Below are 23514 nucleotides of genomic sequence, written 5' to 3'. Positions count from 1 at the left end.
ACGGTACGACCAGTCATGGTAGACGCGACAACAAGAACGCGGCCGGGTCACTCCGGTATTTATTTTCGACCTGCCGTTGGAGGAACCTTCTCTTGGAGACAATCAAGGCCTATATTGCGCTGACGAAGCCGAGGGTCATTGAGCTGCTCCTCGTCGCCACGATTCCGGCGATGCTGCAGGCCGAGCGGGGTGAGAACAACATCATCCTCATCCTGCTCACCGTCATCGGCGGCTGGATGGGTGCCGCCGCCGCGAACACCTTCAACATGGTCGCCGACTCGGACATCGACCAGAAGATGGGCCGCACCCGCGCCCGCCCCCTGGTCCGCCACACCGTCACCAACCGCAAGGCCACCATCTTCGCGTGGTCCCTGCTCATCATCTCCGTGCTGTGGCTGGGCCTGCTGGCCAACTCCTGGCTGGCCGCGTTCTTCATCGTCCTGACCAACTGGTTCTACATCTACGTCTACACGAAGTGGCTCAAGCGTCGGACCTGGCAGAACATCATCTGGGGCGGCGCCGCCGGTTGTATGCCGGTACTCGTCGGCTGGGCCGTCATCACCGACAACATGCCCGACGGCATCCCCGCCCAGTGGTGGCAGGCGATCGTCCTGTTCCTCATCATCTTCTTCTGGACCCCGCCGCACACCTGGGCCCTGGCCATGAAGTACCGCGACGACTACGAGAAGGCCGGCGTGCCGATGCTCCCCGTCGTCCGCAAGCCCGTCCAGGTCACCCGCCAGATCGTCTGGTACACCGTCGCCACTGTCATCACAACCCTGCTGCTCGTGCCCGCCGCCTCGTGGATCTACCTCGCCGGTGCCCTCATCGGTGGCATCTACTTCCTCGGCATGGCGATCGTCCTGCACAACGGCGTGAAGAACGGCAAGAAGGTCAAGCCCCTCAAGCTGTTCATCCTGTCGAACAACTACCTGGCGCTCGTCTTCGTCGCCCTGTCCATCGACGCGGTTCTCGGGTGGGAGACCATCGGTTCGATGCTCGGGTGGACGACCACCTTCTTCTAGGTTTGTCAAGGGCCCCGCTTCGGCGGGGCCCTTTTTCTGTGGATAACTCGAGTTGTCCACAGGCCGGGTTGGTTGCTTGTCGACGCCGCGTTGTTTCCGGTTTATCGTCCGGGGCATGACCACCGTTGCTGCGTTGCAGGCCCTGCGGGCCATGACCGTCCTGGAGGAGATCTCCTCCGGGGCGGTCACACGCGACGTACTCGACCGTCTGGGTGTGCGTGATGCCCGGCTGTGGGAGAGGTTGGCGGTCACGTACTTCGGTCCCACCCGGTATCGCAGGTTGCAGGCGGCGGCCCGGGAGGCGGCGGTGCCGCTGTCCCTGGACGCGGTCGCGGTGATCGAGAAACACCTGCGGTCCCTGCTGCGTGGTGCGTCGGTGACGGTGGAGGAACTCCGGGTCGAACTGTGCGGCCTGCGGGGCACGGTGGGTGAGATTGATCGGGAGGCCGCCGCCCGGGTGCGTGAACACAACCGCACGGTCAAGGATGCGGCGGCGAAGGCCTACGGCAAACGCGCCCTGCGCGGGGGTAAGAACACCGACGCCCTCGGCATGCGCACCCTGACACTCACTCTGCCGGAACGCCAGATCTCCCACATCATCGCCACCCTCCTACCTGCCGCGGACCAGGCCCGGGCCGCGGACCCCCGCCTGGGGTACGAACCGGCGATGGCTGATGCCGCCTACCAGCACCTCACCACCGGTGCGGCCGGTGGTGAGGTACCGCCGGTGGTGCCGCTGGTGGTCATGGGGCTACCCGACTACGCGGCTGTGCTGCGCCAGGAGGGGGATGAGACGGTGTTCGCCCTGACCGATGGCACCACGATCACGGGCAAGGAGCTGGTGGAGCATGAGATGGCCTCCCACGGCCTGGTCGGTGTCTACGACCCGGTCGACGGTGGGGTCAACCTCTACCGGGATCAACGCTGTGCGAGCTTCAAGCAGCGGATGCTGTTGGCGGCGGAGACGATCCTGTGCCCCACACCGGGGTGTACGACACCGGCCGATCAGTGCCAGGTACATCATCTGACCCCGTGGAAACACGGCGGGGAGACGAACCTGGTGAACCTGTCGATGGCGTGTCGGGTGCACAACGCCCGCAACGATGACGACCCGAACACCCCACCGAGGCACGGCCGGCTGGCACGAGAACCCGGCGGAGTGGTCCACCACCCACCCGACGGTGGACCACCGCGCACCAACACCCACCCAATCCGGACACTCTCCGCCATGGGGCTGGTCAACCGGTAACTAGTCCTGGACGTGCAGGACGATGGAGCCGGTGGTTCGGCGACCCTGGAGGTCGCGGTGGGCCTGCTCGGCGTCGGCAAGCGCATATTCACCGGAGATCCGGAACTTCAGCGTGCCGTCGACGACGGCCTGGGTGACGGCCTGGGCACGCATCCGGAACTCACCCTCGCCGGACGTCCACGCCCCGATCGAGGGGCGGGTGAGGTAGATCGACCCGTGCGTGTTGAGCAGCTGCGGATCCACCGGCTCCACCGCGCCCGAGGCCGCGCCGAAGAGGCAGACGACGCCGCGCGGGCGGACCGCCTCGAGGGACTCGGCGAAGGTGTCCTTGCCGACACCGTCGTAGACCACGTCGACACCGACCCCGCCGTTGCGGCGGCGGACGACCTCGGCGAGATTGTCGGAGTAGCGGAAGACCTCCGTCGCCCCGGCCTCCAGGGCGAGTTCGGCCTTCTCGTCGGTGGACACCACCGAATAGACTCTCACGCCCTTGCTCGCGGCCATCTGGGTGGCCAGCAGGCCGACACCGCCGGCGCCGGCGGTGATGAGGCAGGAGTCACCCTCCTGGAGGTTGTAGACGCCGTAGGTGAGGTAGTGGGCGGTGATGCCCTGCAGGAGCATGGAGGCGGCGACGGCGGGTTCGACCCCTTCGGGGACGGCGACGAGGCGCTCACGGGGCACACAGACCTGCTCCGCGTAGGAGCCGAAGGCGTCGCACCAGGCGACGACGGTGCCCTCGGCGATCTCCCCACGCGGGTCGTGCACGACGCGGCCGGTGCCCTCGAGGCCCGGGACGAAGGGGACGCTGGCGTGGTAGGCGCCCTCGCGGTAGTAGGTGTCGATGTAGTTGACGCCGGCCACGAGGACGTCGACAAGCACTTCGTCGTCGTTCGGGACCGGCGCCTCGATATCGCGCAGGACGAGGACCTCGGGTCCTCCGGTTTCGGTGATCTGGATTGCCTTCATGGCATCCAGGCTAGCGATCACTCAGCGGTGACGGTGGCATTTTTCTCGCTGCGGGTGATCCGGCGCAGGCCGTGGGCGTAGAGGAACGCGGAGAAGGCGACGACGACGGAGCTCATCGCGACGTGCGCGGGGATGGTCCAGCGGGGCACGCCGAGGTTGAACTGGACGACGCCGATGGCCCACTGCACGCCGATCATGACGAGCAGTACCCAGCCGGTGTTCTTCGCGTCCCTGCTGGCCATGCCGCGGTAGAGCAGCCAGACGACGAGCAGGGTGGCGGCCAGGTAGACGTACATCGTGCCGGCGTGAATGAGGGCCATGAGCTCGATGTCGACGTCGAGACGGCCCTCCATGCCGACGCCGTCGTCGCCCGAGTGGACGCCGGCGCCCGTGGTCATCGTGCCGGTGACCAGCACGACGGACAGGCACACGGCGGCGACGATGGTGAGGGTGCGGATGATCGGCGCGAACATGCGCACCTGCGGCAGGTGGTCCGGCTCGGCGAGACGCATGTAGAGCAGCGCCGCGATCCACACCAGCACCATCGACGGCAGGAAGTGGATCGCCACCGCCCACCACTTGAGGTCCAGGTGGACGGAGATACCGCCCAAAATCGCCTGGATGATGATGCCCACCCCGGACAGCACCGAGTAGACGATGATTTCCTTTCGACGCCCCGCCCGCAGCACCGCCACGAACACGGCGATGGCGATCGCCGCGAGGACGAAGGTGAGCAGGCGGTTACCGAACTCGATCGCCTGGTGCACCGCCGGCGCCGCACCCTGGACGGGGACGAGGGAACCCTCGTGGCAGTTCGGCCAGGTGTCACAGCCGAGGCCGGAGCCGGTGACGCGGACGATGGAACCGGTGACGGTGATACCGCCCTGCGCCAGCAGGAGAATGAAGGCCAGGATGCGCTGGAGACGCACCGAGGGGCCTCGCGTGGTGGTCGGTTGGTCGGTGGCGGTCGCAGAAGTCACAGCGCCCATCCTATCTGTTTGACGTGCAGGTTTGAAGCATCGACGGGTGTGAGGAAACTCTAGGCCTCGAAGCGGAACCATCGGACGGCCAGAACCGACGCGACGACCGCCCACGCGGCCATGACGGCGATCTCCAGCCACGGGACGACCCCGGCGAAGGCGTCGGTCAGCCCGGCGGCCAACGCCACGGTGGGGATGGCGGTGTACCAGCCGGCGGCGTCGAGACCGTGGGAGAAGACCACCCAGCCGAGTGCACCGACGAGGACGAACCAGATGAGGTTCGCCAGCGCCAGCACCATCTCCGAACTGAGGGTGCCGCCCATGAGCATGCCCAGGGCGGTGAAGGTGGTGATGCCCAGCAGCAGGATCACCAGGCCGAGGACCACCCCTCCGGGGGAGGCCCGCCAGCCGAGGAACAGGGCCACCGACCCGAGCAGGAGGATCTGCAGGGCGGACATGGCGGCGACGGCGATGACCTTGCCGAAGATGATCGTCGACGCGGGCACCCCCGACGCGCCGGTGCGTTTCAGCGCCCCGTAGCGGCGGTCGAAGGCGACGGCGATGGCCTGGCCGGTGAACCCGGAAGAGGAGGTCGCGATCGCCAGCACCATCGGCAGGAGCTGCGCGAGGGAGGTCTGCTCGCTGAACATCGGCATCGTCGCGGTGAGCACGAGCGCCACCAGCGGGATGATGACGCTGAGCAGCTGCTGTTCACCGTGGCGGAGGAACAGGATCGTCTCGGTGCGTCCCTGGGCGGCGATCATCCGGGCCTGCGGTGCGCGGCGGGGTGCCGGGGCGAAGGTGCCGGTGGAAAAGCGGGTGGTGGTCATCTCGGTCATGTCAGCTCCTCAGGCTCCGTCCGGTGATGTCGAGGAAGACCTCTTCGAGGTTGCGGTGGTCGACGTCGAGTCGCCGGACGAGGACGTCCTGGTCGGCGGCGGCCCGGGTGAGTGCCGCGATGACGGCCGGGGTGGCCTCGGTGGGCAGACAGTAGTAGAGGGGGCGGACTGCCTCGATACGCGGGAGGCCCGCGAGCGCATCGTCCGCGCGCGCGACGTCGAGGGGGGAGTCGGTCTCGAAGCTGATCCGCGCCCCGGCGTCACCGGAGGTGAGTTCGGCGGGGGTGCCCGAGGCGACGACGCGTCCCTTGTCGATGATGACGATGCGGTCGGCGAGGGCTTCGGCCTCGTCCATGAGGTGGGTGGTGAGGATGACGGTGACGCCGTCGCGGCGGAGGGCGTCGACAAGTTCCCAGACGGCGAGGCGGGACTGGGCGTCGAGGCCGGCGGTGGGTTCGTCGAGGAAGACGAGTTCGGGGCGGCCGATGATGGCGAGGGCGAGGGAGAGGCGTTGCTGCTGGCCGCCGGAGAGGCGGCGCCAGGTGGTGCGGCGGACGCCGTCGAGGCCGAGGACGTCGATGAGCCACTCGGGGTCGTGGGGGTCCTCGTTGTAGGCGGCGGCGAGGCGGAGCATTTCGGCGACGCGGATACCGGAGTAGGAGCCGCCGCCCTGGAGCATGATGCCGATGCGGGCGCGGACGTCCTCCGGCCGGGTGACGGGGTCGATGCCGAGGACGCGGATCGAGCCGGAGGTGGGGCGTTGGAAGCCCTCGCACATTTCGATGGTGGTGGTCTTGCCTGCGCCGTTGGGGCCGAGGAGGGCGAGGACCTCGCCGCGGCGGGCGGTCAGGGACAGTCCGTCGACGGCGGTGGTGGCGCCGAAGGTCTTGACCACATTCTCAAGCTCCAGGGCCGGGGGCGACCCATCGAAAGTTGCAGACACGGTTAATCAGTGTAGGCCACGAATCGTCCCGCGCCGCATCAGCCACCAGCCGAGTCCCACGACGACGGTGAAAGTGAGGGCCGCCCCGAGGTAGATGGAGCCGATCGTCAGCGGGGGCAGGGCGAGTCCGCGGGGGAGGACGGTGAAGGAGAAGAAGGCGGAGTAGGCGACGACGGCGACGCGGAAGAGCATCTGGTTGGCCCATGCGGCGAGGGGGAGGATGGCCCACAGCATGTACCAGGGGTGGACGACGGGGAAGAGGATGACCAGCACGAAGGTGGCCACTCCGAGGCCGCCGACGGGGTGGATGGTGCCGCGGAAGGTGGCGAAGAGGAAGCGGACGAGGAATCCGCCGGCCACGAGCACCCCGGCCCCGCGGGTGATGAGCAGCATCGTGTCGGTGTGGTCGCCGAGCCCGAGGAGCATGCCGAGGAATCCGGCGACGACGCCGATGTCGGTGGTCATCGACAGCCAGCTGCGTATCGACGCCGCCCCGCCCTGCCCGGTCACCCACCCCAGGCCGATGCCGGTGACGGCGGTGACGAGGGCGATGGTCGCGAGGAGCAGGGCGACCTGGACGACGACGGCGAGCAGCACGGAGACCACGGGCCCCCGCCCGACGCGCAGGAAGTGCCGCGCGAGGTTCATGCCGACGAATCCCAGCGCCAGGAATCCGGTCACCTTCACCATGCCGGCGCAGGCGATGAGCGCCGCGGAGAGGATGATGAGCCCGGCCCCGGAGGCCGGGTCGACGGGCTGGCCGTTGCGCCCCCCGAGCTTATCGACGCCCCGTAGTCCCACCTCCAGCCCCACCAGCATGAGGCCCAGCAGGATGGACTCGTTGTGGATGCCGCCGACGAGGTGGAGGATCGTCAGCGGGTTGAGCATGCCCAGCCACAGGGCGGTGACGGGGTTGACGCGGCAGCGGCGGGCCAGCCGGGAGATGGCCCAGCCGGCGGCGATGAGGCCGAGCAGGGATACGAGGCGGTGGGCCACGACGCCGAGGGTGATCGAGTCCTCGGTGATGCGGCTGATGGCCGAGGCGATGCCGAGGGCCACCGGACCGTAGGGCGAGGGGGAGTGGGACCAGATGAAGGGCACGGAGCGGGCCAGCGGGTCCTCGGGGCCCAGCAGGTCGACGGGGCCCGCCGAATAGGGGTCCATGCCGCGGGCGACGATGGAGCCCTGCGCGAGATAGGAGTAGATGTCCTGGGTGAACAGCGGCGCGGTGAACAGCAGGGGGAGCACCCAGGCCGCGAAGGTGCGTTTGATGAGTGAGGGGGTGACGGTCGCACCGTCGATACGCGCGCGTCGATACGGGGCACCCACGAAGGGGCCCATGAGCACCCACGCCAGGACGAGCAGGCCGACGCCGACGAGCACCATGGCGGAGGAGGTGGTGAGCATGCGGGCCATGAAGGCGCCGCCGGGGAAGGAGGAGTAGGGGTTGCCGAGCACGGGCAGGGCGCCGGCGCCGAGCGCCCCCAGGCCGATGAGGAGTGATCCGATCGTGCCGATCCAGCGCAGTGCCTGGAAGCGGTTGAGTTCGCGGATGCCGAGGCGGGCGCCGCGGGGGCGGATGTCCTCGCCGGGGTCGACGTGGAGCAGGGCGGACCGGGATCCCGCGGATCCGAGCCGCGGGAGGCTGGCGCCGAGGGCGCGCAGGGGGGCCGGTCGTCTGGAGGTCACCCGCCCATCCTAGCCAGCCGGGACACGCCCGGGAATCGAAAGGTTGGACAGTCGGAATGAATTAGGGAACACTAGTGTTGTCGAATGTGAGGGCACCGGACCACCACCCGGTGCCGACAACGACTCAACCCATCGAGAAGCGACGCAAGGAGGTGACGGCGATGACCGATCTACCCGAGACCCCCAAGACCCCCGAGACCCCGGAGACCCGGACCGTGGAGGGGGACACCCGCCGTCAGATCATGCGCATGCTGCTCAAGCTCGCACCGGTCACGGCCTCCCACCTCGCCGACCGTCTCGAGATGTCCGCCGCCGGTGTCCGCCGGCACCTGGACATCCTCGTGGCGGAGGGCCTGGCGGAGACCTTCGACCGGCGCACCAGGTCGGCCGGTTCCGCGGCAGCGCGGGGCCGACCGGCGAAGGCGTTCCGGCTCACCGACGAGGGGCGGTCCCATTTCGGGCACTCCTACGATCAGCTGGCCACGGACGCCCTGGACATCCTCCGGGAGACCGGAGGGGCGGAGGCCGTCCGCCGCCTGGCGACGAAACGCATTGAGCGGATCGTCGACGGGGTCGCCCCGGCAGGCGAGGACGACGACTCCATCCAGAAAACAGCGGGGGAGCTGGCTGATGCCTTCGACCGTGCCGGGTACGCTGCAACGGTCACCCGTGCCGGGAACGGTATCCAGATATGCCACCACCACTGCCCGGTGGCCCACGTGGCCGCCGAGCACCCCGAGCTGTGCGAGGCCGAACACGAGAAGATCTCTTCTCTCGTCGGCGTTCACGTGCAGCCGTTGGCCACCATCACCGGTGGTCAGGGCATCTGCACGACCAACATCCCCCTGACACCCATCGAGAAACTTCCAGAAGAAAGGAGCGGATCATGACCCAGGCGACACCGCAGTCACCGGAGAGCATGAGCGATGACCAGATCATCGAGTCCATCGGTCCGTACAACTACGGCTGGCACGACTCCGACGAGGCCGGCGCGTCCGCACGCCGTGGCCTCAGCGAGGAGGTCGTGCGCGACATCTCCGCCAAGAAGGACGAGCCGGAGTGGATGCTCGAGAAGCGTCTCAAGGCCCTGAGCATCTTCGAGCGCAAGCCGATGCCGACCTGGGGTGCCGATCTGTCGGGCATCGATTTCGACCAGATCAAGTACTTCGTCCGCTCCACCGAGGGGCAGGCCCAGTCCTGGGAGGACCTGCCGGAGGAGATCCGCAACACCTACGACCGTCTGGGTATCCCGGAGGCCGAGCGTCAGCGTCTCGTCGCGGGTGTCGCCGCCCAGTACGAGTCGGAGGTCGTCTACCACCAGATCCGCGAGGACCTGGAGGCACAGGGCGTCATCTTCCTCGACACGGACACCGCTCTCAAGGAGCAGCCGGAGCTGTTCCGCGAGTACTTCGGCACCGTCATCCCGGACGGTGACAACAAGTTCTCCGCCCTCAACTCCGCCGTGTGGTCGGGTGGCTCCTTCATCTACGTCCCGCCGGGGGTCCACGTGGACATCCCGCTGCAGGCCTACTTCCGCATCAACACGGAGAACATGGGCCAGTTCGAGCGCACGCTCATCATCGTGGACGAGGACGCCTACGTCCACTACGTCGAGGGCTGCACCGCCCCGATCTACAAGTCCGATTCGCTGCACTCGGCGGTCGTGGAGATCATCGTGAAGAAGGGCGGCCGCTGCCGCTACACGACGATCCAGAACTGGTCGAACAACGTCTACAACCTGGTGACCAAGCGTGCCAAGGCCGAAGAGGGCGCCACCATGGAGTGGGTCGACGGCAACATCGGCTCCAAGGTCACCATGAAGTACCCGGCCGTGTGGATGACCGGCCCGTACGCCAAGGGTGAGGTCCTCTCCGTCGCGTTCGCCGGCGAGGGTCAGTTCCAGGACACCGGCGCCAAGATGACCCACATGGCACCGCACACCTCCTCGAACATCGTGTCCAAGTCGGTGGCCCGTGGTGGTGGCCGTGCCGCTTACCGTGGTCTGGTGCAGGTCAACGCCAACGCGCATCACTCGTACTCCAACGTCGAGTGTGACGCGCTGCTGGTGGACAACATCTCCCGCTCGGACACCTACCCCTACAACGACATCCGCAACGACCATGTCGTCCTCGGCCACGAGGCGACTGTCTCCCAGGTGTCGGAGGACCAGCTCTTCTACCTCATGTCCCGCGGTCTTAAGGAAGAGGAGGCCATGGCGATGATCGTCCGTGGTTTCGTCGAGCCCATCGCCAAGGAGCTGCCGATGGAGTACGCGCTCGAGCTCAACCGCCTCATTGAACTGCAGATGGAAGGATCGGTGGGCTAGACCTATGACCACAGCTACCGCTGTCGACGCCGCCACCCCGCACAACACCAAGGGTGACCTCTTCTCCTCCTTCAACGTCGAGGACTTCCCGGTCCCGCAGGGCCGCGACGAGGAGTGGCGTTTCATCTCGCTGCGCCGCATCCGTGGCCTGCACAACGGCAAGTTCGACGAGGCTGTCGCGCAGGAGGTGCTTATCGACGTCCCCGCGTCCGCCGCCGGTTCCGTCACCGCCGAGACCGTCGCCAAGGACGACGAGCGTCTCGGCCGTGCCGCCGCCCCGGTCGACCGTGTCGCCGCGCAGGCGTGGACCTCCATGGAGGAGGCGTCCTACATCTCCGTGGCCAAGGACACGCAGATCACCGAGCCGATCACCGTGACCGTCACCGGCCGCGGTGAGGGTGTCACCTCCTTCGGTGCCGTCGTCGTCGACGTCGCCGCGGGTGCCGACGCCGTGGTGTTCATCCGCTACACGGGTACCGGCACCCACGCCGACAACCTCGAGTTCATCGTCGGTGACAACGCCCGTCTCACCGTCATCGTCGACGCGGACTGGGACACCGGTGCCGTGCACCTGTCCGGCCAGCACGCCCTGCTGGGCCGCGACGCGACGCTGCGCTACAACGCGGCGACCTTCGGCGGCGAAGTCGTCCGCCTGGTCCCGCGCGTGAAGTTCACCGCCCCGGGCGGTGACGCCGAGCTGCTCGGCGTCTACTTCGCCGACGACGGCCAGTACTTCGAGAACCGTCTTCTCGTCGATCACGCCGTTCCGAACTGCCGCTCCAACGTCATGTACAAGGGTGCGCTGCAGGCCGATCCGTCCTCGGATCTGCCCGACGCCCACACCACCTGGGTCGGCGACGTGCTCATCCGCTCCAACGCGCAGGGCACCGACACCTACGAGGTCAACCGCAACCTGGTGCTCACCGAGGGCGCCCGCGCGGACTCGATCCCGAACCTGGAGATCGAGACCGGTGAGATCGCCGGTGCCGGCCACGCCGCCACCGTCGGCCGCTTCGACGATGAGCAGGTGTTCTACCTCATGGCCCGCGGTATCCCCGAGGCCGAGGCCCGCCGCCTCATCATCCGTGGTTTCTTCTCCGAGGTCATCAACCGCATCCCGGTCGAGGCCATCCGCGAGGAGCTGGAGAAGCGCGTCACCGACGAGCTCGAGTCCGTCCACGCCTAAACACCCTTTGCAGCAACCCTCAGACCTGAAAGAGACGTACATGTCCACCCTGGAAATCAAGAACCTCCACGCACAGGTGATCCCGACGGACGGCAGCAGCGAGCCGAAGCCGATCCTCAAGGGAGTCAACCTGACCGTCAAGTCCGGTGAGACCCACGCCATCATGGGCCCCAACGGCTCCGGCAAGTCCACCCTGGCCTACGCCATCGCCGGCCACCCGCGCTACGAGATCACCGACGGCGAGATCCTCCTCGACGGCGAGAACATCCTCGAGATGGACGTCGACGAGCGCGCCCGCGCCGGCATGTTCCTCGCCATGCAGTACCCGACCGAGATCCCGGGTGTCTCCTCCGCCAACTTCATGCGCTCCGCCGTCACCGCCGTCCGCGGCCAGGCCCCCAAGCTGCGTGAGTGGATCAAGGAGCTCAACTCCGCCCGCGAGGCGCTGCAGATCGACAAGTCCTTCTCCGAGCGTTCCGTCAACGAGGGCTTCTCCGGCGGCGAGAAGAAGCGCCACGAGGTCCTGCAGCTCGACCTGCTCAAGCCGAAGTTCGCCATCATGGACGAGACCGACTCCGGCCTCGACGTCGACGCTCTGCGCATCGTCTCCAACGGCATCAACAGCTACCAGGACGAGACCAACGGTGGCATCGTGATGATCACCCACTACAAGCGCATCCTCAACTACGTCCAGCCGGACTTCGTCCACGTGTTCGCCGACGGCCGCATCGTCACCACCGGTGGCGCCGAGCTCGCCGACAAGCTCGAGGCCGACGGCTACGACCAGTTCCTGTGATGTCGGGATACGTGCAGGCCGACGGCACGGTGGACGTCGAGAAGATCCGGGCCGAGTTCCCGATCCTCTCGCGCACCGTGCGTGACGAGCAGCCCCTGGTCTACCTGGACTCCGGCGCCACCTCGCAGCGTCCGCTGCGGGTGTGGAGGGCGGAGGAGGAGTTCGTCCTCAACACGTTCGCACCGGTCCACCGCGGCGCCTACCAGCTCGCGGAGGAGGCCACCGACGCCTACGAGGACGCGCGCGAGAAGATCGCCGCGTTCGTCGGCGCCGACGGCCACGAGATCGCCTTCGTCAAGAACGCCACCGAGGGCCTCAACGCCGTGGCCTACGCCCTCGGCGACGACCGCGCGGGCGGGTACCGGGTGACCGCCGACGACACCATCGTCATCACGGAGCTCGAGCACCACGCCAACCTCGTGCCGTGGCAGGAGCTGTCCCGCCGCACGGGTGCGAAGCTGAAATGGTACTCCGTCACCGAGGACGGCCGCATCGACCTCGACTCCGTCGAGCTCGACGAGACCGTCAAGGTCGTGGCCTTCACCCACCAGTCGAACGTCACCGGTGTCGTCTCCGACGTCGCCGAGATCGTCCGCCGGGCGAAGGAGGTCGGCGCGCTGACGGTGCTTGACGCCTGCCAGTCCGTCCCGCACATGCCCGTCAACTTCCACGACCTGGACGTCGACTTCGCGGCCTTCTCCGGCCACAAGATGTGCGGCCCCACCGGCGTCGGCGTCGTCTACGGACGCGCCCCGCTGCTCGACACCCTGCCCCCGTTCCTCACGGGTGGCTCGATGATCGAGGTCGTGAAGATGGAGGGCTCCACCTACGCCCCGGCACCCCAGCGCTTCGAGGCCGGCACCCAGATGACCAGCCAGGTCGTCGGCCTGGGTGCCGCCGTGCAGTTCCTCACCGAGATCGGCATGGACAACGTCCACGCCCACGAGCAGGAGCTGACCGCCTACGCCCTGGAGCGACTGCAGACCGTCCCGGGTCTGCGGATCGTCGGGCCCACCGAGGCGTCGCAACGCGGCGCGGCGATCGCCTTCAACCTCGAGGGTGTGCACCCGCACGATCTCGGCCAGGTCCTCGACAGCCGCGGCGTGTGCATCCGTGTCGGCCACCACTGCGCGTGGCCGGCCCACCGGGCACTGAACGCCCAGTCGACGGCCCGCGCCAGCTTCTACATCTACAACACGCGTGCGGAGGTCGACGCCCTGGTCGACGCGATCAACCACGCCCGAGACTTCTTCGGGGTGAACTGATGAACCTGGAGTCCATGTACCAGGAAGTGATCCTGGACCACTACAAGAACCCGCAGCACGCGGGCCTGCGCGAGCCGTACGAGGCGGAGGTGCACCACGTCAACCCGTCCTGCGGCGACGAGCTCACCCTGCGCGTGCAGCTCTCCGAGGACGGCGAGCGTATCGACGACGTGTCGTACCACGCCGAGGGCTGCTCCATCTCGCAGGCCTCCACCTCCGTCATGGCGGAGGAGATCGTGGGCCTCCCGCTCGCGGAGGCCAACGCCAAACTCGCCGAGTTCGAGCGCATGATCCTCTCGCGTGGCACCGTGGAGGGGGACGAGGAGCTCATCGGTGACGGCATCGCCTTCACCGGCGTGTCCAAGTACCCCGCCCGCGTCAAGTGCGCCCTGCTGGGCTGGAAGGCCTTCCAAGCTGCCACCGCCGACGCCCTCAACGAAAGGGAGAAGTAAATGACCGAGCAGAACGAGACCAACCCGACCGGTGAGGTCGTCCGCCAGCGCCCCGAGAACCAGACCGAGGAGCAGGAGGCGCTCGCCTTCGACGTCACCGAGTACCTCTACGACGTCATCGACCCGGAGCTGGGCATCAACGTCGTCGACCTCGGCCTCGTCTACGACGTGTGGATCGAGGACCGGGAGGGCGAGGACGTCGCCATGATCAACATGACGCTGACCTCCCCGGCCTGTCCGCTCACCGACGTCATCGAGGACCAGGTCCAGGCGGCGCTCGTGGGTAACGGCATCGTCGACCACATCGACCTCGAGTGGGTGTGGCTGCCGCCGTGGGGCCATCACATGATCACCGAGGACGGACGCGAGCAGCTCCGCTCGCTCGGTTTCGCCGTCTAGTTCAGGAAGTACGTCCCGGGCCATTGACACCATTGTGTGGCCTGGGTTACAGTAATCGGACAAGCTTCACCGGACAGTTAGAGATGAAGGTCAGGGTGAAGAAGTGAACCCCGGAAGTTCCGTCGGAAGACGGGGCCCGGGGTTTGCGCTGTCCGGGAAAGAGAGACACACATGACGTTCAGCATGGACAAGGGCAACGAGTTCGTCGGGAAGACGCAGTCCCCGGAGGGCACCGCCGCCTGGAAGGGCCAGCTCGACGAATTCGCCCCGGGCGCCTCCGACTGGGTGGTCGGCGCCGTGTTCGGCGGCACCTACCAGCGCGAGGGCATCGACCTGCGCACCCGTCAGCTGCTCAACATCGCCGCCCTCGCCGCCATGGGAGGCGTGGAGCCGCAGCTCACCGGACACATCCGCACGGCCCTCGACGTCGCCGGGATGAGCGAGCAGGAGGTCGGCGAGTCGATCATCCACCTCATGCCCTACATCGGCGTGCCCAAGACCCTCGCGGCGATGCGCTGCATGAAGGCCGCCGTCGACGGGTAGTCACTCCACCGATTCACCCAGGCACGCCACCATGAAGGCGGCGTTCGCCGGGGAGATGAGGAAGGCGGTCGGCAGCGTGGAGAACTGACTGCCGATGATGCCGCTGTCGTCCCGGGACCGCTCGGCGTCGAGAAGCATCGTGCAGTGGCCCCACGAATCGCCGACCGCGGTGAGCCCCGCCTCACGGCCGAACTCGGTGGCCGGCTCGGCGCGCATCATGCCGAGGCCGAACAGGCCGATGATGACGGGGATGAGGACCCAGCCCCCGCCACGTCGAGAAGCGCCTGTCGACGAGCGGGTGACGAGCGCCGGGGCCGGTTCCTCCGGCGCCGACCACTCGGCCGGCCGCGAACGCCCCGACCCGAGGGGCCGGGCGCGCACCTCCTGGAGGGCCTTGGCGGGCAGGCCGTGGTCGACGAGCGCGGCGCGGATCTGCGCGTCCGAGGGATCGTCCGGGAACCGCAGCACCAGCGAGCCGTGCTGGAACTGTCCTGCCTTGTACTCGACGATGTAATCGCGACCGACGTTCATGGCCCCAGCTTAGATTGATAGGATGACCCCTTGTGATTGTCACCAATGACCTCGAAGTTCGCGTCGGAGCCCGCACCCTGCTGACCGCCCCCGGCCAGCACCTGCGCGTGCAGCCCGGCGACCGCATCGGACTGGTGGGTCGCAACGGTGCCGGCAAGACCACCACGATGCGCATCCTGGCGGGGGAGACCAGGCCCTACGGCGGCGAGGTGACCTCCTCCGGGGAGATCGGCTACCTGCCGCAGGACTCCCGCGAGGGCAACATCGACCAGACCGCCCGGGACCGCGTGCTCTCCGCGCGCGGCCTCGACCGCATCCGCTCGTCGATGGAGCGCCAGCAGGAGATCATGGAGGGCGCGGAGACCGCCGGCAAGCGCGACGCCGCCATCCGCAAGTACTCCCGCCTGGAGGAGCAGTACTACGCCCTCGGCGGCTACGAGGCCGACTCCGAGGCCGCCCAGATCTGCGACAACCTCGGCCTGCCCGCCCGCATCCTCGACCAGCCGCTGCACACCCTGTCCGGTGGACAGCGGCGCCGCGTCGAGCTGGCGCAGATCCTCTTCGCCGCGACCAGCGGCTCCGGCAAGTCCGCGACCACCCTGCTTCTCGACGAGCCCACCAACCACCTCGACGCCGACTCCATCACCTGGCTGCGCGGCTTCCTGGCCAGGCACGAGGGCGGGCTCATCATGATCTCCCACGACGTCGAACTGCTCGACGACGTGTGCAACAAGATCTGGTTCCTCGACGCCGTCCGCGCCGAGGCCGACGTGTACAACATGGGCTTCGCCAAGTACAAGGACGCGCGCGCCCTCGACGAGGCCCGCCGCCGCCGCGAGCGCGCCAACGCCGAGAAGAAGGCCTCCGCCCTGCAGAAGCAGGCCGCCAAGCTCGGCGCGAAGGCCACCAAGGCCGCCGCCTCCAAGCAGATGCTGGCCCGTGCGGAGCGGATGCTCGGCTCCCTCGACGAGGTGCGCGTCGCCGACCGCGTCGCCGCCATCTCCTTCCCGGAGCCCGCGGCCTGCGGCAAGACCCCGCTTTTCGCCAAGGGACTGACCAAGATGTACGGCTCCCTCGAGGTGTTCGCGGGTGTCGACCTGGCCATCGACAAGGGCTCCCGCGTCGTCGTCCTCGGCTTCAACGGCGCCGGCAAGACGACCCTGCTCAAGCTGCTCGCGGGCGTCGAGCGCACCGACGGCGAGGGCGGCATCGTCACCGGCCACGGCCTCAAGATCGGCTACTTCGCCCAGGAACACGACACCATCGACCCCGCGAAATCCGTGTGGCAGAACACCATCGAGGCCTGCCCCGAGGCCGGCGAGCAGGATCTCCGCGGTCTCCTCGGCGCGTTCATGTTCTCCGGTGAGCAGCTCGACCAGCCCGCCGGCACCCTGTCCGGCGGTGAGAAGACCCGCCTGGCACTCGCCGCGCTCGTCTCCTCCCGCGCCAACGTCCTGCTTCTCGACGAGCCGACCAACAACCTCGACCCCCAGTCCCGCGAACAGGTCCTCGACGCCCTGCGCACCTACCAGGGGGCCGTCGTCCTGGTCACCCACGACCCGGGCGCGGTCAAGGCCCTCGAACCCGAGCGCGTCATCGTGCTTCCCGACGGCGACGAGGACCTCTGGTCCGACGAGTACATGGAGATCGTCGAGCTGGCGTAGCTTCCCCCTGCGCGGGGCCCGAGGAGATCGCCTACCGCGCGTAGCGCGTCGCGAAGTTCCGCAGGATCCGGTCGTCGACGGTGAGATCCACACCCCGGGTGCCGGCGAGGATGGCATCGAGCTCGTGCGGCTCGTAGTAGCCGGCGTTGGCGTAGATGCGCAGGCGCTGCTCGAACTTCCCCGGTGTGAGTTCGGGGTGGAACTGGGTGGCGTAGATGTTGTCCCGGACGCGGAACATCTGGGTGGGGCAGTTGCGGCCGGTGGCGAGGACGGTGGCGACGTCGGGAAGTTCGGTGACGGCCTCCTTGTGCCCGACCATGGTGTGGAACGTCTTAGGCATGCCTTCGAGCAGCGGATCCTCCCGGACGAGGCTCACCTCGATGACCTGGGGCTTCTCGCTGTAGGTGTCGTCGATACGCGCGCCGATGGCGGTGCCGACGGTGCCGACGCCGTAGCAGGCGCCGAACAGGGGGAAGTCACGGTCGAGGACCTCGTCCATCATGAGGTCCAGGTCCGCCTCGACGCGCAGCTGGAGCGGGGATTTCACCGGGTCGGAGGCGTTGAAGGGGCTGCCGCCGAGGATGATGCCGGAGTAGTCGCGGACGTCGACACGCCCGAGCTCGCGGGCCTCCAGCCGGATCTGCACAATACCGTCCCTGCCCAGGCCCATCTTCTCCCGGAAACTCACGAGCTCGGCGGCGGCCGCCACGTCCTCGGGGCGGGTGCTCAGCAGCAGGAAGGGCTTGCGCGGGTGGATGGTCGATCCGGACATACCAAGTAGTCTAGTCAGGCCCCGGCCCGGCTCCTAAACCCGGCGGCGGATGAGCTTGTCCACCTCGACGGCGGCGAAGACGAGGACACCCGCCAGGATCGGGACACCCCAGCTGAGCAGGCCCACCGAGGTGGTGTCGAAGGCGGCCTGCATGAACGGCAGGTAGGTGAACGCCAGCTGTAGCGCGAGCATGAGGGCGACGCACAGCCAGGACACCGGGTTAGTGGTGAACAGCTCCCTGCGCAGCGCACTCACCCGGGAGAAACGGGCCGAGAACAGGTAGAAGACCTGGCCCACGACCAGCGTGTTCACGGCGATGGTGCGGGACACCTCGAGGGAGGCGTCGTTCATCTGCAGGTACTGGAACACGGCGATGGTGGCACCACCGATGAGCACCGAGACGTAGAGGATGCGCAGGATCGCCTCGGAGTCGAGGAGAGCGGCGTCGGGGTTGCGGGGGCGGCGCTGCATGATGCCCGGTTCGGCCGGCTCGAAGCTGAGGGCCAGGGACAGGGTCACGGCGGTGATGAGGTTGACCCACAGGACCTGCAGGGGAGTGATCGGCAGGGTCATGCCGACGAGCATGGCGACGAAGATGACCAGGCCCTGCGCACCGTTGGTGGGCAGCATGAACACGATGGCCTTGCGCAGGTTGTCGTAGATCGTGCGGCCCATCTTCATGGCGGCGGCGATGGTGGCGAAGTTGTCGTCGGCGAGGACGATGTCGGCGGCGTCCTTCGTCGCCTCCGTGCCCTTGATGCCCATGGCTACGCCGACGTCCGACTGCTTGAGGGAGGGCGCGTCGTTGACGCCGTCACCCGTCATCGCGACGACCTCCCCGTTGGCCTGCAGCGCCTGCACGAGGCGGAGCTTGTGCTCGGGGGAGGTGCGGGCGTAGACGTCGTGGTCGCGGACGATGGTCTGCAGTTCGGAGTCGGTGGCCTTCTCCAGCTCCGCGCCGGTGATGGCGCGATGGCCGGCCAGTCCGACCTCGCGGGCGATGGCCGACGCCGTCGAGGCGTGGTCACCGGTGATCATCCGCACCCGCACCCCGGCCTCCTGGACGGTGCGGACGGCGTCGACGACCTCGTCGCGCGGCGGGTCGATGATGCCGTACAGGCCGAGGAACACGAAGCCACCGGCGTCGACGTCCCCCACCGTCACATCGTCCAGCCCCTCGCCCCTCTTCCAGGCGGCGGCCAGGACGCGCAGGCCGCGGGCACCGAACTCCTCGATCTTCCCCTCCCAGTACGCCCGGTCGAGCGGCTCGGTGCCGCCGTCGGGGGAGGACTGCCGGTCGCAGCGGTCGAGCAGGCGGTCCGGGGCCCCCTTGAGGTGCACCACCGCGCCCTGCTCCAGGGCGTCGAGGGTGGCCATGTACTTGAACTCGGAGTCGAAGGGCACCTCGGCGATCCGGCGGGCGGTGTCGTCCACCCCCGCCTTGAGGGCGAAGGTGCGCAGGCCGCCGTCGGTCGGCTCACCGGTGAGCACCCATCGCCCGTCCCGCTTCTCGACGCCCGCGTCGTTCGCGTACGCCGCCACCTGCGCCATCCGGGCGAGGTCGAGATGACCGTCGGGGGTGACCACCTCGTCGTCGAGAAGCAGGCGCCCCTCGGGGGCGTAGCCGGTGCCGGTCACCTCGTAGGTGTGGTTGCGGGTGTGGACGGCGCGGACCGTCATCTCGTTGCGGGTGAGCGTGCCGGTCTTGTCGGTGCACACGGTGGTGACGGAGCCGAGGGTCTCCACCGAGGTGAGACGGCGGGTGATGGCGTTGCGGGCGGCCATCTTCTGCACGCCGAGGGCCAGGGTGATGGCCATGACCGCGGGCAGCCCCTCCGGGATGGCGGCGACGGCGAAACCGATCGCCGACATGAGGACCTCGCCCCACGACGTGCCGTAGATGATGACGGACACGGCGATCATGAGCGCCGCGAGCAGGACCGCGCCGACCGCCAGCATGGAGGAGAAGCGGCTCATCGAGCGGGTCAGCGGCGTCTCGGCGGCCTCCACCTCGTCGAGCATGGTGGTGATGTGGCCGATCTGGGTGTCGGCACCCGTGGCCGTGACCACGCCCAGTCCGGTGCCCGCGGCGACGGTGGTGCCGGAGAACGCCATGGACGTGCGGTCGCCGAGGTCTGAGCCCTCCGCCACCGCCTCGATCCGCTTGTCGGCGGGCACGGACTCGCCCGTGAGCGCCGACTCCTCGATCCGCAGGCTGGAGGACTGGAACAGACGCAGGTCCGCCGGGACCTTGTCACCGGGACGCAGACGGACGACGTCACCGGGCACCAGCTCGGAGGAGGCGACGGTGACCCAGGCGTTGTCGCGCAGCACCTCGGAGGAGGGGGAGAGCATGTCGCGGATCGCTGCCAGCGCGTTGGCCGCCTTGCCCTCCTGGAAGAAACCCACGGCCGCGTTGATGATGACGACGGCGGCGATGACGATGGTGTCCACCACCTCGCCGAGCAGCGCCGTCATGACACCGGCCGCGATGAGCACGTAGATCATCGGATCCCGGAACTGCCGGAGCAGACGCTGCCACCACGTCTCCTCCGCCGCCTGCGGCAGGGCGTTCTCCCCGTGTCGCTCGAGCGCGGTGGCGGCGTCCGCGGAGCTCAGGCCCTCGGGTCGGCTGCCCAGGTCCTCGAAGACGGTGCGTACATCATGGGCGTGGGGTGCTGCGTTCACGTAATACCACTGTACGCGCGGGCACCGGGGCCATCAGTTGCGCAGACCGTGGACGGGCGCCGGGATGAAGCCACCGCGCCCGATGAACCCGGCGTTGCCCACCTGGTTGACCGGGATCACCGGGGCGTAGCCGAGGAGGCCGCCGAAGTTGACCTCGTCACCCGGCTGCGTACCCGGCACCGGGATGACACGCACGGCGGTCGTCTTGTGGTTCATCACGCCGATGGCCGCCTCGTCGGCGATCATCCCGGCGATGGTCTCCGCGGAGGTGTCACCCGGGATGGCGATCATGTCGAAACCGACCGAGCAGATCGCGGTCATGGCCTCCAGCTTGTCCATGGTGATGGTGCCGGCGCGGACGGCGTCGATCATGCCCTTGTCCTCCGACACGGGGATGAACGAGCCGGACAGCCCACCGACGCGGGAGCAGGCCATCATGCCGCCCTTCTTCACGGCATCGTTGAGCAGCGCCAGCGCGGCGGTGGTGCCGTGGGTGCCCACCTGGTCCAGCCCCATGTGCTCGAGGATGTGGGCGACGGAGTCCCCCTTCTCGGCGGTGGGTGCCAGAGAGAGGTCGACGATGCCGAAGGGGACGCCCAGGCGCTCGGAGGCCATGTCACCGACGAGCTGGCCCGCACGGGTGATCTTGAACGCGGCCTTCTTGATCTCCTCGGCCACCTGGTCGAGGGTCGCGCCCTCCAGATCACCCAGGGCACGGTCGACGACGCCCGGTCCGGAGACGCCGACGGAGACGACGCAGTCCGGCTCCTCGACACCGTGGTAGGCGCCGGCCATGAAGGGGTTGTCGCCGACGGAGTTCGCGAAAACGACGAGCTTCGCGCAGGCGATGGCGTTGCGGTCGGCCGTCAGCTCGGCGGCCTCCTTGATGACGCGGCCCAGGGCGGCCGCGGCGTTCATGTTGATGCCCGCCCGGGAGGTGGCGATGTTCACCGAGGAACACACCAGGTCGGTCTCGGACAGGGCCTCGGGGATGGAGCGGATGAGGGCCTTCTCGGAGGTGGTGGCACCCTTGGCCACCAGCGCGGAGTACCCGCCGAGGAAGTTGACCCCGACCTCGCGGGCGGCGCGGTCGAGCGCCCGGGCGACATCGGCGGGGTTGCCCTCCACGCCGGCGGTGATGAGGGCGACCGGGGTGACGGAGATCCGCTTGTTGACGATCGGGATCCCCAGCTCCGCCTCGATGCCCTGACACACCTCGACGAGGCGGGAGGCGCGGGAGACGACCAGGTCGTACACCGCCCGGCACGTCTCCTCCATCGTGGAGCGGGAGCAGGAGAGCAGGGAGATGCCCATCGTCACGGTGCGGATGTCGAGGCGGTACTTCTCGATCATCTCGATCGTGTCGAGGATGTTGCGGCTGTTGAGGTGGAAGCTCATGATCAGATCTCGTTGACCGCGGTGAACAGGGCCTCGGACTGGATGCGGATGACCAGGCCCTGGGACTTCTCGACGGGGGCCATCGACTCCTGGATGGCGGTGATGTCGTGGACCTGCTCGTCGAACTCCACCCGCAGGATCATGGTGAAGAAGTTGTCCATGATGGTCTGGGACACATCGAGGATGTTGATCTCCTGCTCGGCGAGCGCGGTGGTGACGGCGGCGATGATTCCGGTGTGGTCCTCACCGGTGACAGTCATGATGGCGAACATCTGGCCATCGTAACGCCGGACGGCCGTATCGGCGCGGGCGCGGCGCTAAGCTGGTGGCATGAGCAGCCGAAACCCGTCCCTGTCCCAGCTCCGCACGGAATTCAACGACCTGTCCACGCCCGCCCGCGTCAGCCTCCTCGCCGGTGTCGCCGCCGAGCTGGCCGCGAAGATCGGCGCGTGGGTCGACCTCTACCGCCGCCCGGCCGACAAGGTCCGCGGCCCCAAGTGGGCCTGGGCCCTGGCGCAGTTCATCAACGGCATCGGCCCCGCCGCGTACTGGGCTGTCGGCCGGAAATGATCTCCAGGGGTCACCTCTCGTACCCCGCGTACCTGCAGTTGGCCACGCTGAAACTGGCGAAGGGCCGCACCCCCGAGGAGCTCGGCCTGCGCCGGTGGAAGATCACCGACCACTCGGCCGTCCTCGGCCACGGTGAGGACGTGTACCGGGCCGCCGCGGAGCGGCTGCACACGTGGCAGGTGCACGCCCACGCCAAGGTGCGGGCGCGACGCCGGGGCAACCTGGTCCGCCTCCATTTCGGCCCGACGACGTCCTCCTGCCTCATCATCCGGGAGGAACAGACCCCCACGCGCACGGTCATGGTCTACGGCACGCTGCCGGCGCACGTGGAGTCGGGGGAGGAGGCGTTCATCATCTCGCTGGCACCGGACGGCACGGTCACCGGGCGGGTGATCGCGTTCTCCCGGCACGCCTGGTGGCTGGCAAAACTGCTCGGGCCCGTGGCCCGGGCGATGCAGCGGTGGGCCAACCGTCGCTACGTGGCCGGCATGCGCCCCGGAAACTTTCCGTAGGGTGGTGGCCATGAGCGACGCACACAACTCCAGTCCGAAGAAGGTTCTCATCATCGGCGGCCACGGCAAGGTCGCCCAACTCACCACCTCTCGTCTCATCCGAGCGGGGATGGATGTGACCTCCCTGATCCGCAATCCCGATCAGGCCCCCGACATCGAGGCGCTCGGCTCGACCCCCTTCATCCGGGATCTCACGGCGCTCAGCGCCGATGACTGGGCGCACCAGCTCGAGGGGTATGACGTGGCGATCTGGGCCGCGGGTAACGCCGGCAAGGACGGGGCCTCCGCGACCTACGCCATCGACCGGGACGGCGCCCTGGCGTGCATCGCCGGCCTCGAGCAGCTGCAGGCGACCGGTGTCACGCCGCCGCGCCTGCTCATGGTCTCCTACCTCGGCTCCCTCGACCACGGGGTCGACCCCGAGGACGCGTTCTACCCCTACGCCGACTCCAAGGAGGCCGTCGACCGGCATCTGCTGGACTCGGAGCTCGACTACCTCATCCTCGCCCCGGCCCGGCTGACGCTGGAGCCGGCGGGTGGCCTTGCGGTCGTCGACAATGCCCGCCCCAGCGACGACACGGTGACCACGTCCCGCGAGCTGGTGGCGATGGTGCTCGTCGAGATGGCCGGCCGCGAGGAGCTGCCGCAGTCCCGGATCCTGCCGTTCATCGACGCCCCGGGTGGGGGCAACGCGGGGGAGACGGCGATCAGCCGCCTGTAG

At 68.3% G+C, this 23514-nt stretch carries 24 protein-coding genes; 14 read left to right on the top strand and 10 right to left on the bottom strand.

The window, feature by feature from the left end:
* Positions 1-92: 92 nt before the first annotated feature.
* Entirely contained in the window at positions 93-1025 is a 933-nt protein-coding gene (locus B9Y70_RS09340; protein ID WP_085549991.1) for a heme o synthase, read from the top strand.
* A 115-nt stretch (positions 1026-1140) separates the two neighbouring features.
* Positions 1141-2274: an HNH endonuclease signature motif containing protein gene (locus tag B9Y70_RS09335; RefSeq protein ID WP_143337593.1), complete on the top strand. Its 1134-nt coding sequence runs from the start codon at positions 1141-1143 to the stop codon at positions 2272-2274.
* On the opposite strand, the gene B9Y70_RS09330 is transcribed toward B9Y70_RS09335, so the two are convergent.
* Genes B9Y70_RS09330 through mptB form a run of 5 tightly spaced genes read right to left on the bottom strand, consistent with a single transcriptional unit; the run spans position 2275 to position 7691 of the window.
* Positions 2275-3240 (bottom strand): quinone oxidoreductase family protein, encoded by a 966-nt coding sequence (locus B9Y70_RS09330; protein WP_085549989.1) that lies wholly within the window; start codon positions 3238-3240, stop codon positions 2275-2277.
* Positions 3241-3257: 17 nt separating this feature from the next.
* Positions 3258-4229 (bottom strand): COX15/CtaA family protein, encoded by a 972-nt coding sequence (locus B9Y70_RS09325; RefSeq protein WP_085549988.1) that lies wholly within the window; start codon positions 4227-4229, stop codon positions 3258-3260.
* 50 nt (positions 4230-4279) lie between these two features.
* Positions 4280-5050 carry an ABC transporter permease gene (locus B9Y70_RS09320; RefSeq protein WP_085550034.1) on the bottom strand — a complete coding sequence of 257 codons (771 nt, stop codon included), beginning with the start codon at positions 5048-5050 and terminating at the stop codon, positions 4280-4282.
* Between the two features lie 10 nt (positions 5051-5060).
* Positions 5061-6002, bottom strand: a complete 942-nt coding sequence (locus tag B9Y70_RS09315) for an ABC transporter ATP-binding protein (protein ID WP_085549987.1) — start codon at positions 6000-6002, stop codon at positions 5061-5063.
* Positions 6003-6008: 6 nt separating this feature from the next.
* Positions 6009-7691, bottom strand: coding sequence for a polyprenol phosphomannose-dependent alpha 1,6 mannosyltransferase MptB (gene mptB / locus B9Y70_RS09310; RefSeq protein ID WP_085549986.1), 1683 nt, complete (start codon positions 7689-7691; stop codon positions 6009-6011).
* Between the two features lie 161 nt (positions 7692-7852).
* Here mptB and B9Y70_RS09305 point away from each other — a divergent pair, with 161 nt between their 5' ends.
* The 8 genes from B9Y70_RS09305 (at position 7853) to B9Y70_RS09270 (ending at position 14658) form a co-directional block, all read left to right on the top strand.
* Positions 7853-8581: a helix-turn-helix transcriptional regulator gene (locus tag B9Y70_RS09305; protein ID WP_085549985.1), complete on the top strand. Its 729-nt coding sequence runs from the start codon at positions 7853-7855 to the stop codon at positions 8579-8581.
* Entirely contained in the window at positions 8578-10017 is a 1440-nt protein-coding gene (gene sufB, locus B9Y70_RS09300; RefSeq protein WP_085549984.1) for a Fe-S cluster assembly protein SufB, read from the top strand. Before B9Y70_RS09305 ends, sufB begins: the two co-directional genes overlap by 4 nt.
* A 4-nt stretch (positions 10018-10021) precedes the next feature.
* Complete coding sequence (gene sufD, locus B9Y70_RS09295) at positions 10022-11203, top strand: Fe-S cluster assembly protein SufD (RefSeq protein ID WP_085549983.1); 1182 nt, start codon at positions 10022-10024, stop codon at positions 11201-11203.
* 40 nt (positions 11204-11243) lie between these two features.
* Positions 11244-11999, top strand: coding sequence for a Fe-S cluster assembly ATPase SufC (gene sufC, locus B9Y70_RS09290; protein WP_085549982.1), 756 nt, complete (start codon positions 11244-11246; stop codon positions 11997-11999).
* Positions 11999-13264, top strand: a complete 1266-nt coding sequence (locus B9Y70_RS09285; RefSeq protein ID WP_085549981.1) for a cysteine desulfurase — start codon at positions 11999-12001, stop codon at positions 13262-13264. The genes sufC and B9Y70_RS09285 overlap by 1 nt, the downstream gene beginning before the upstream one ends.
* On the top strand, positions 13264-13716 hold the full coding sequence (gene sufU / locus B9Y70_RS09280; protein ID WP_085549980.1) for a Fe-S cluster assembly sulfur transfer protein SufU: 453 nt from the start codon (positions 13264-13266) through the stop codon (positions 13714-13716). Before B9Y70_RS09285 ends, sufU begins: the two co-directional genes overlap by 1 nt.
* Positions 13717-14115, top strand: a complete 399-nt coding sequence (locus tag B9Y70_RS09275; protein WP_085549979.1) for a metal-sulfur cluster assembly factor — start codon at positions 13717-13719, stop codon at positions 14113-14115.
* 171 nt (positions 14116-14286) lie between these two features.
* Positions 14287-14658, top strand: a complete 372-nt coding sequence (locus B9Y70_RS09270) for a carboxymuconolactone decarboxylase family protein (RefSeq protein ID WP_085549978.1) — start codon at positions 14287-14289, stop codon at positions 14656-14658.
* Here B9Y70_RS09270 and B9Y70_RS09265 read toward each other — a convergent pair whose 3' ends face one another.
* Positions 14659-15189, bottom strand: a complete 531-nt coding sequence (locus B9Y70_RS09265) for a hypothetical protein (protein WP_085549977.1) — start codon at positions 15187-15189, stop codon at positions 14659-14661.
* Positions 15190-15221: 32 nt separating this feature from the next.
* Here B9Y70_RS09265 and B9Y70_RS09260 point away from each other — a divergent pair, with 32 nt between their 5' ends.
* Positions 15222-16853: an ABC-F family ATP-binding cassette domain-containing protein gene (locus B9Y70_RS09260; protein ID WP_085549976.1), complete on the top strand. Its 1632-nt coding sequence runs from the start codon at positions 15222-15224 to the stop codon at positions 16851-16853.
* 31 nt (positions 16854-16884) lie between these two features.
* Here B9Y70_RS09260 and B9Y70_RS09255 read toward each other — a convergent pair whose 3' ends face one another.
* The 4 genes from B9Y70_RS09255 to B9Y70_RS09240 are packed head-to-tail and all read right to left on the bottom strand — an operon-like array spanning position 16885 to position 21983.
* Positions 16885-17625 (bottom strand): glutamine amidotransferase, encoded by a 741-nt coding sequence (locus B9Y70_RS09255; protein ID WP_085549975.1) that lies wholly within the window; start codon positions 17623-17625, stop codon positions 16885-16887.
* Positions 17626-17658: 33 nt separating this feature from the next.
* Complete coding sequence (locus B9Y70_RS09250) at positions 17659-20313, bottom strand: cation-transporting P-type ATPase (RefSeq protein ID WP_085549974.1); 2655 nt, start codon at positions 20311-20313, stop codon at positions 17659-17661.
* Positions 20314-20346: 33 nt separating this feature from the next.
* The gene (locus tag B9Y70_RS09245; RefSeq protein WP_085549973.1) at positions 20347-21711 is read right to left on the bottom strand and encodes a PFL family protein; all 1365 of its coding nucleotides are present in this window, start codon (positions 21709-21711) and stop codon (positions 20347-20349) included.
* 2 nt (positions 21712-21713) lie between these two features.
* Complete coding sequence (locus B9Y70_RS09240; protein WP_085549972.1) at positions 21714-21983, bottom strand: ACT domain-containing protein; 270 nt, start codon at positions 21981-21983, stop codon at positions 21714-21716.
* Between the two features lie 58 nt (positions 21984-22041).
* Between B9Y70_RS09240 and B9Y70_RS09235 the strand changes: the two genes are divergently transcribed.
* From B9Y70_RS09235 to B9Y70_RS09225, 3 genes are read left to right on the top strand one after another with little or no spacing between them, the layout of a single operon-like run.
* Positions 22042-22281 (top strand): PLD nuclease N-terminal domain-containing protein, encoded by a 240-nt coding sequence (locus B9Y70_RS09235; RefSeq protein ID WP_085549971.1) that lies wholly within the window; start codon positions 22042-22044, stop codon positions 22279-22281.
* On the top strand, positions 22278-22793 hold the full coding sequence (locus tag B9Y70_RS09230) for a DUF1990 domain-containing protein (protein WP_085549970.1): 516 nt from the start codon (positions 22278-22280) through the stop codon (positions 22791-22793). Before B9Y70_RS09235 ends, B9Y70_RS09230 begins: the two co-directional genes overlap by 4 nt.
* Before the next feature lie 10 nt (positions 22794-22803).
* Positions 22804-23514 (top strand): NAD(P)H-binding protein, encoded by a 711-nt coding sequence (locus B9Y70_RS09225; RefSeq protein WP_085550033.1) that lies wholly within the window; start codon positions 22804-22806, stop codon positions 23512-23514.

Source organism: Corynebacterium pollutisoli, from assembly GCF_900177745.1.
In the GTDB taxonomy this organism is placed as follows: domain Bacteria; phylum Actinomycetota; class Actinomycetes; order Mycobacteriales; family Mycobacteriaceae; genus Corynebacterium; species Corynebacterium pollutisoli.
This window is presented reverse-complemented; position numbering and strand designations above follow the sequence as displayed.

Bases quoted from the DNA above. Each gene is read 5' to 3' on its own strand.
- B9Y70_RS09335 (WP_143337593.1), top strand. From the start codon at position 1,141: ATGACCACCGTTGCTGCGTTGCAGGCCCTGCGGGCCATGACCGTCCTG.
- B9Y70_RS09330 (WP_085549989.1), bottom strand. From the start codon at position 3,240: ATGAAGGCAATCCAGATCACCGAAACCGGAGGACCCGAGGTCCTCGTC.
- B9Y70_RS09325 (WP_085549988.1), bottom strand. From the start codon at position 4,229: ATGGGCGCTGTGACTTCTGCGACCGCCACCGACCAACCGACCACCACG.
- B9Y70_RS09320 (WP_085550034.1), bottom strand. From the start codon at position 5,050: ATGACCACCACCCGCTTTTCCACCGGCACCTTCGCCCCGGCACCCCGC.
- B9Y70_RS09305 (WP_085549985.1), top strand. From the start codon at position 7,853: ATGACCGATCTACCCGAGACCCCCAAGACCCCCGAGACCCCGGAGACC.
- sufB (WP_085549984.1), top strand. From the start codon at position 8,578: ATGACCCAGGCGACACCGCAGTCACCGGAGAGCATGAGCGATGACCAG.
- sufD (WP_085549983.1), top strand. From the start codon at position 10,022: ATGACCACAGCTACCGCTGTCGACGCCGCCACCCCGCACAACACCAAG.
- sufC (WP_085549982.1), top strand. From the start codon at position 11,244: ATGTCCACCCTGGAAATCAAGAACCTCCACGCACAGGTGATCCCGACG.
- B9Y70_RS09285 (WP_085549981.1), top strand. From the start codon at position 11,999: ATGTCGGGATACGTGCAGGCCGACGGCACGGTGGACGTCGAGAAGATC.
- sufU (WP_085549980.1), top strand. From the start codon at position 13,264: ATGAACCTGGAGTCCATGTACCAGGAAGTGATCCTGGACCACTACAAG.
- B9Y70_RS09275 (WP_085549979.1), top strand. From the start codon at position 13,717: ATGACCGAGCAGAACGAGACCAACCCGACCGGTGAGGTCGTCCGCCAG.
- B9Y70_RS09270 (WP_085549978.1), top strand. From the start codon at position 14,287: ATGACGTTCAGCATGGACAAGGGCAACGAGTTCGTCGGGAAGACGCAG.
- B9Y70_RS09265 (WP_085549977.1), bottom strand. From the start codon at position 15,189: ATGAACGTCGGTCGCGATTACATCGTCGAGTACAAGGCAGGACAGTTC.
- B9Y70_RS09255 (WP_085549975.1), bottom strand. From the start codon at position 17,625: ATGTCCGGATCGACCATCCACCCGCGCAAGCCCTTCCTGCTGCTGAGC.
- B9Y70_RS09245 (WP_085549973.1), bottom strand. From the start codon at position 21,711: ATGAGCTTCCACCTCAACAGCCGCAACATCCTCGACACGATCGAGATG.
- B9Y70_RS09240 (WP_085549972.1), bottom strand. From the start codon at position 21,983: ATGTTCGCCATCATGACTGTCACCGGTGAGGACCACACCGGAATCATC.
- B9Y70_RS09235 (WP_085549971.1), top strand. From the start codon at position 22,042: ATGAGCAGCCGAAACCCGTCCCTGTCCCAGCTCCGCACGGAATTCAAC.
- B9Y70_RS09230 (WP_085549970.1), top strand. From the start codon at position 22,278: ATGATCTCCAGGGGTCACCTCTCGTACCCCGCGTACCTGCAGTTGGCC.
- B9Y70_RS09225 (WP_085550033.1), top strand. From the start codon at position 22,804: ATGAGCGACGCACACAACTCCAGTCCGAAGAAGGTTCTCATCATCGGC.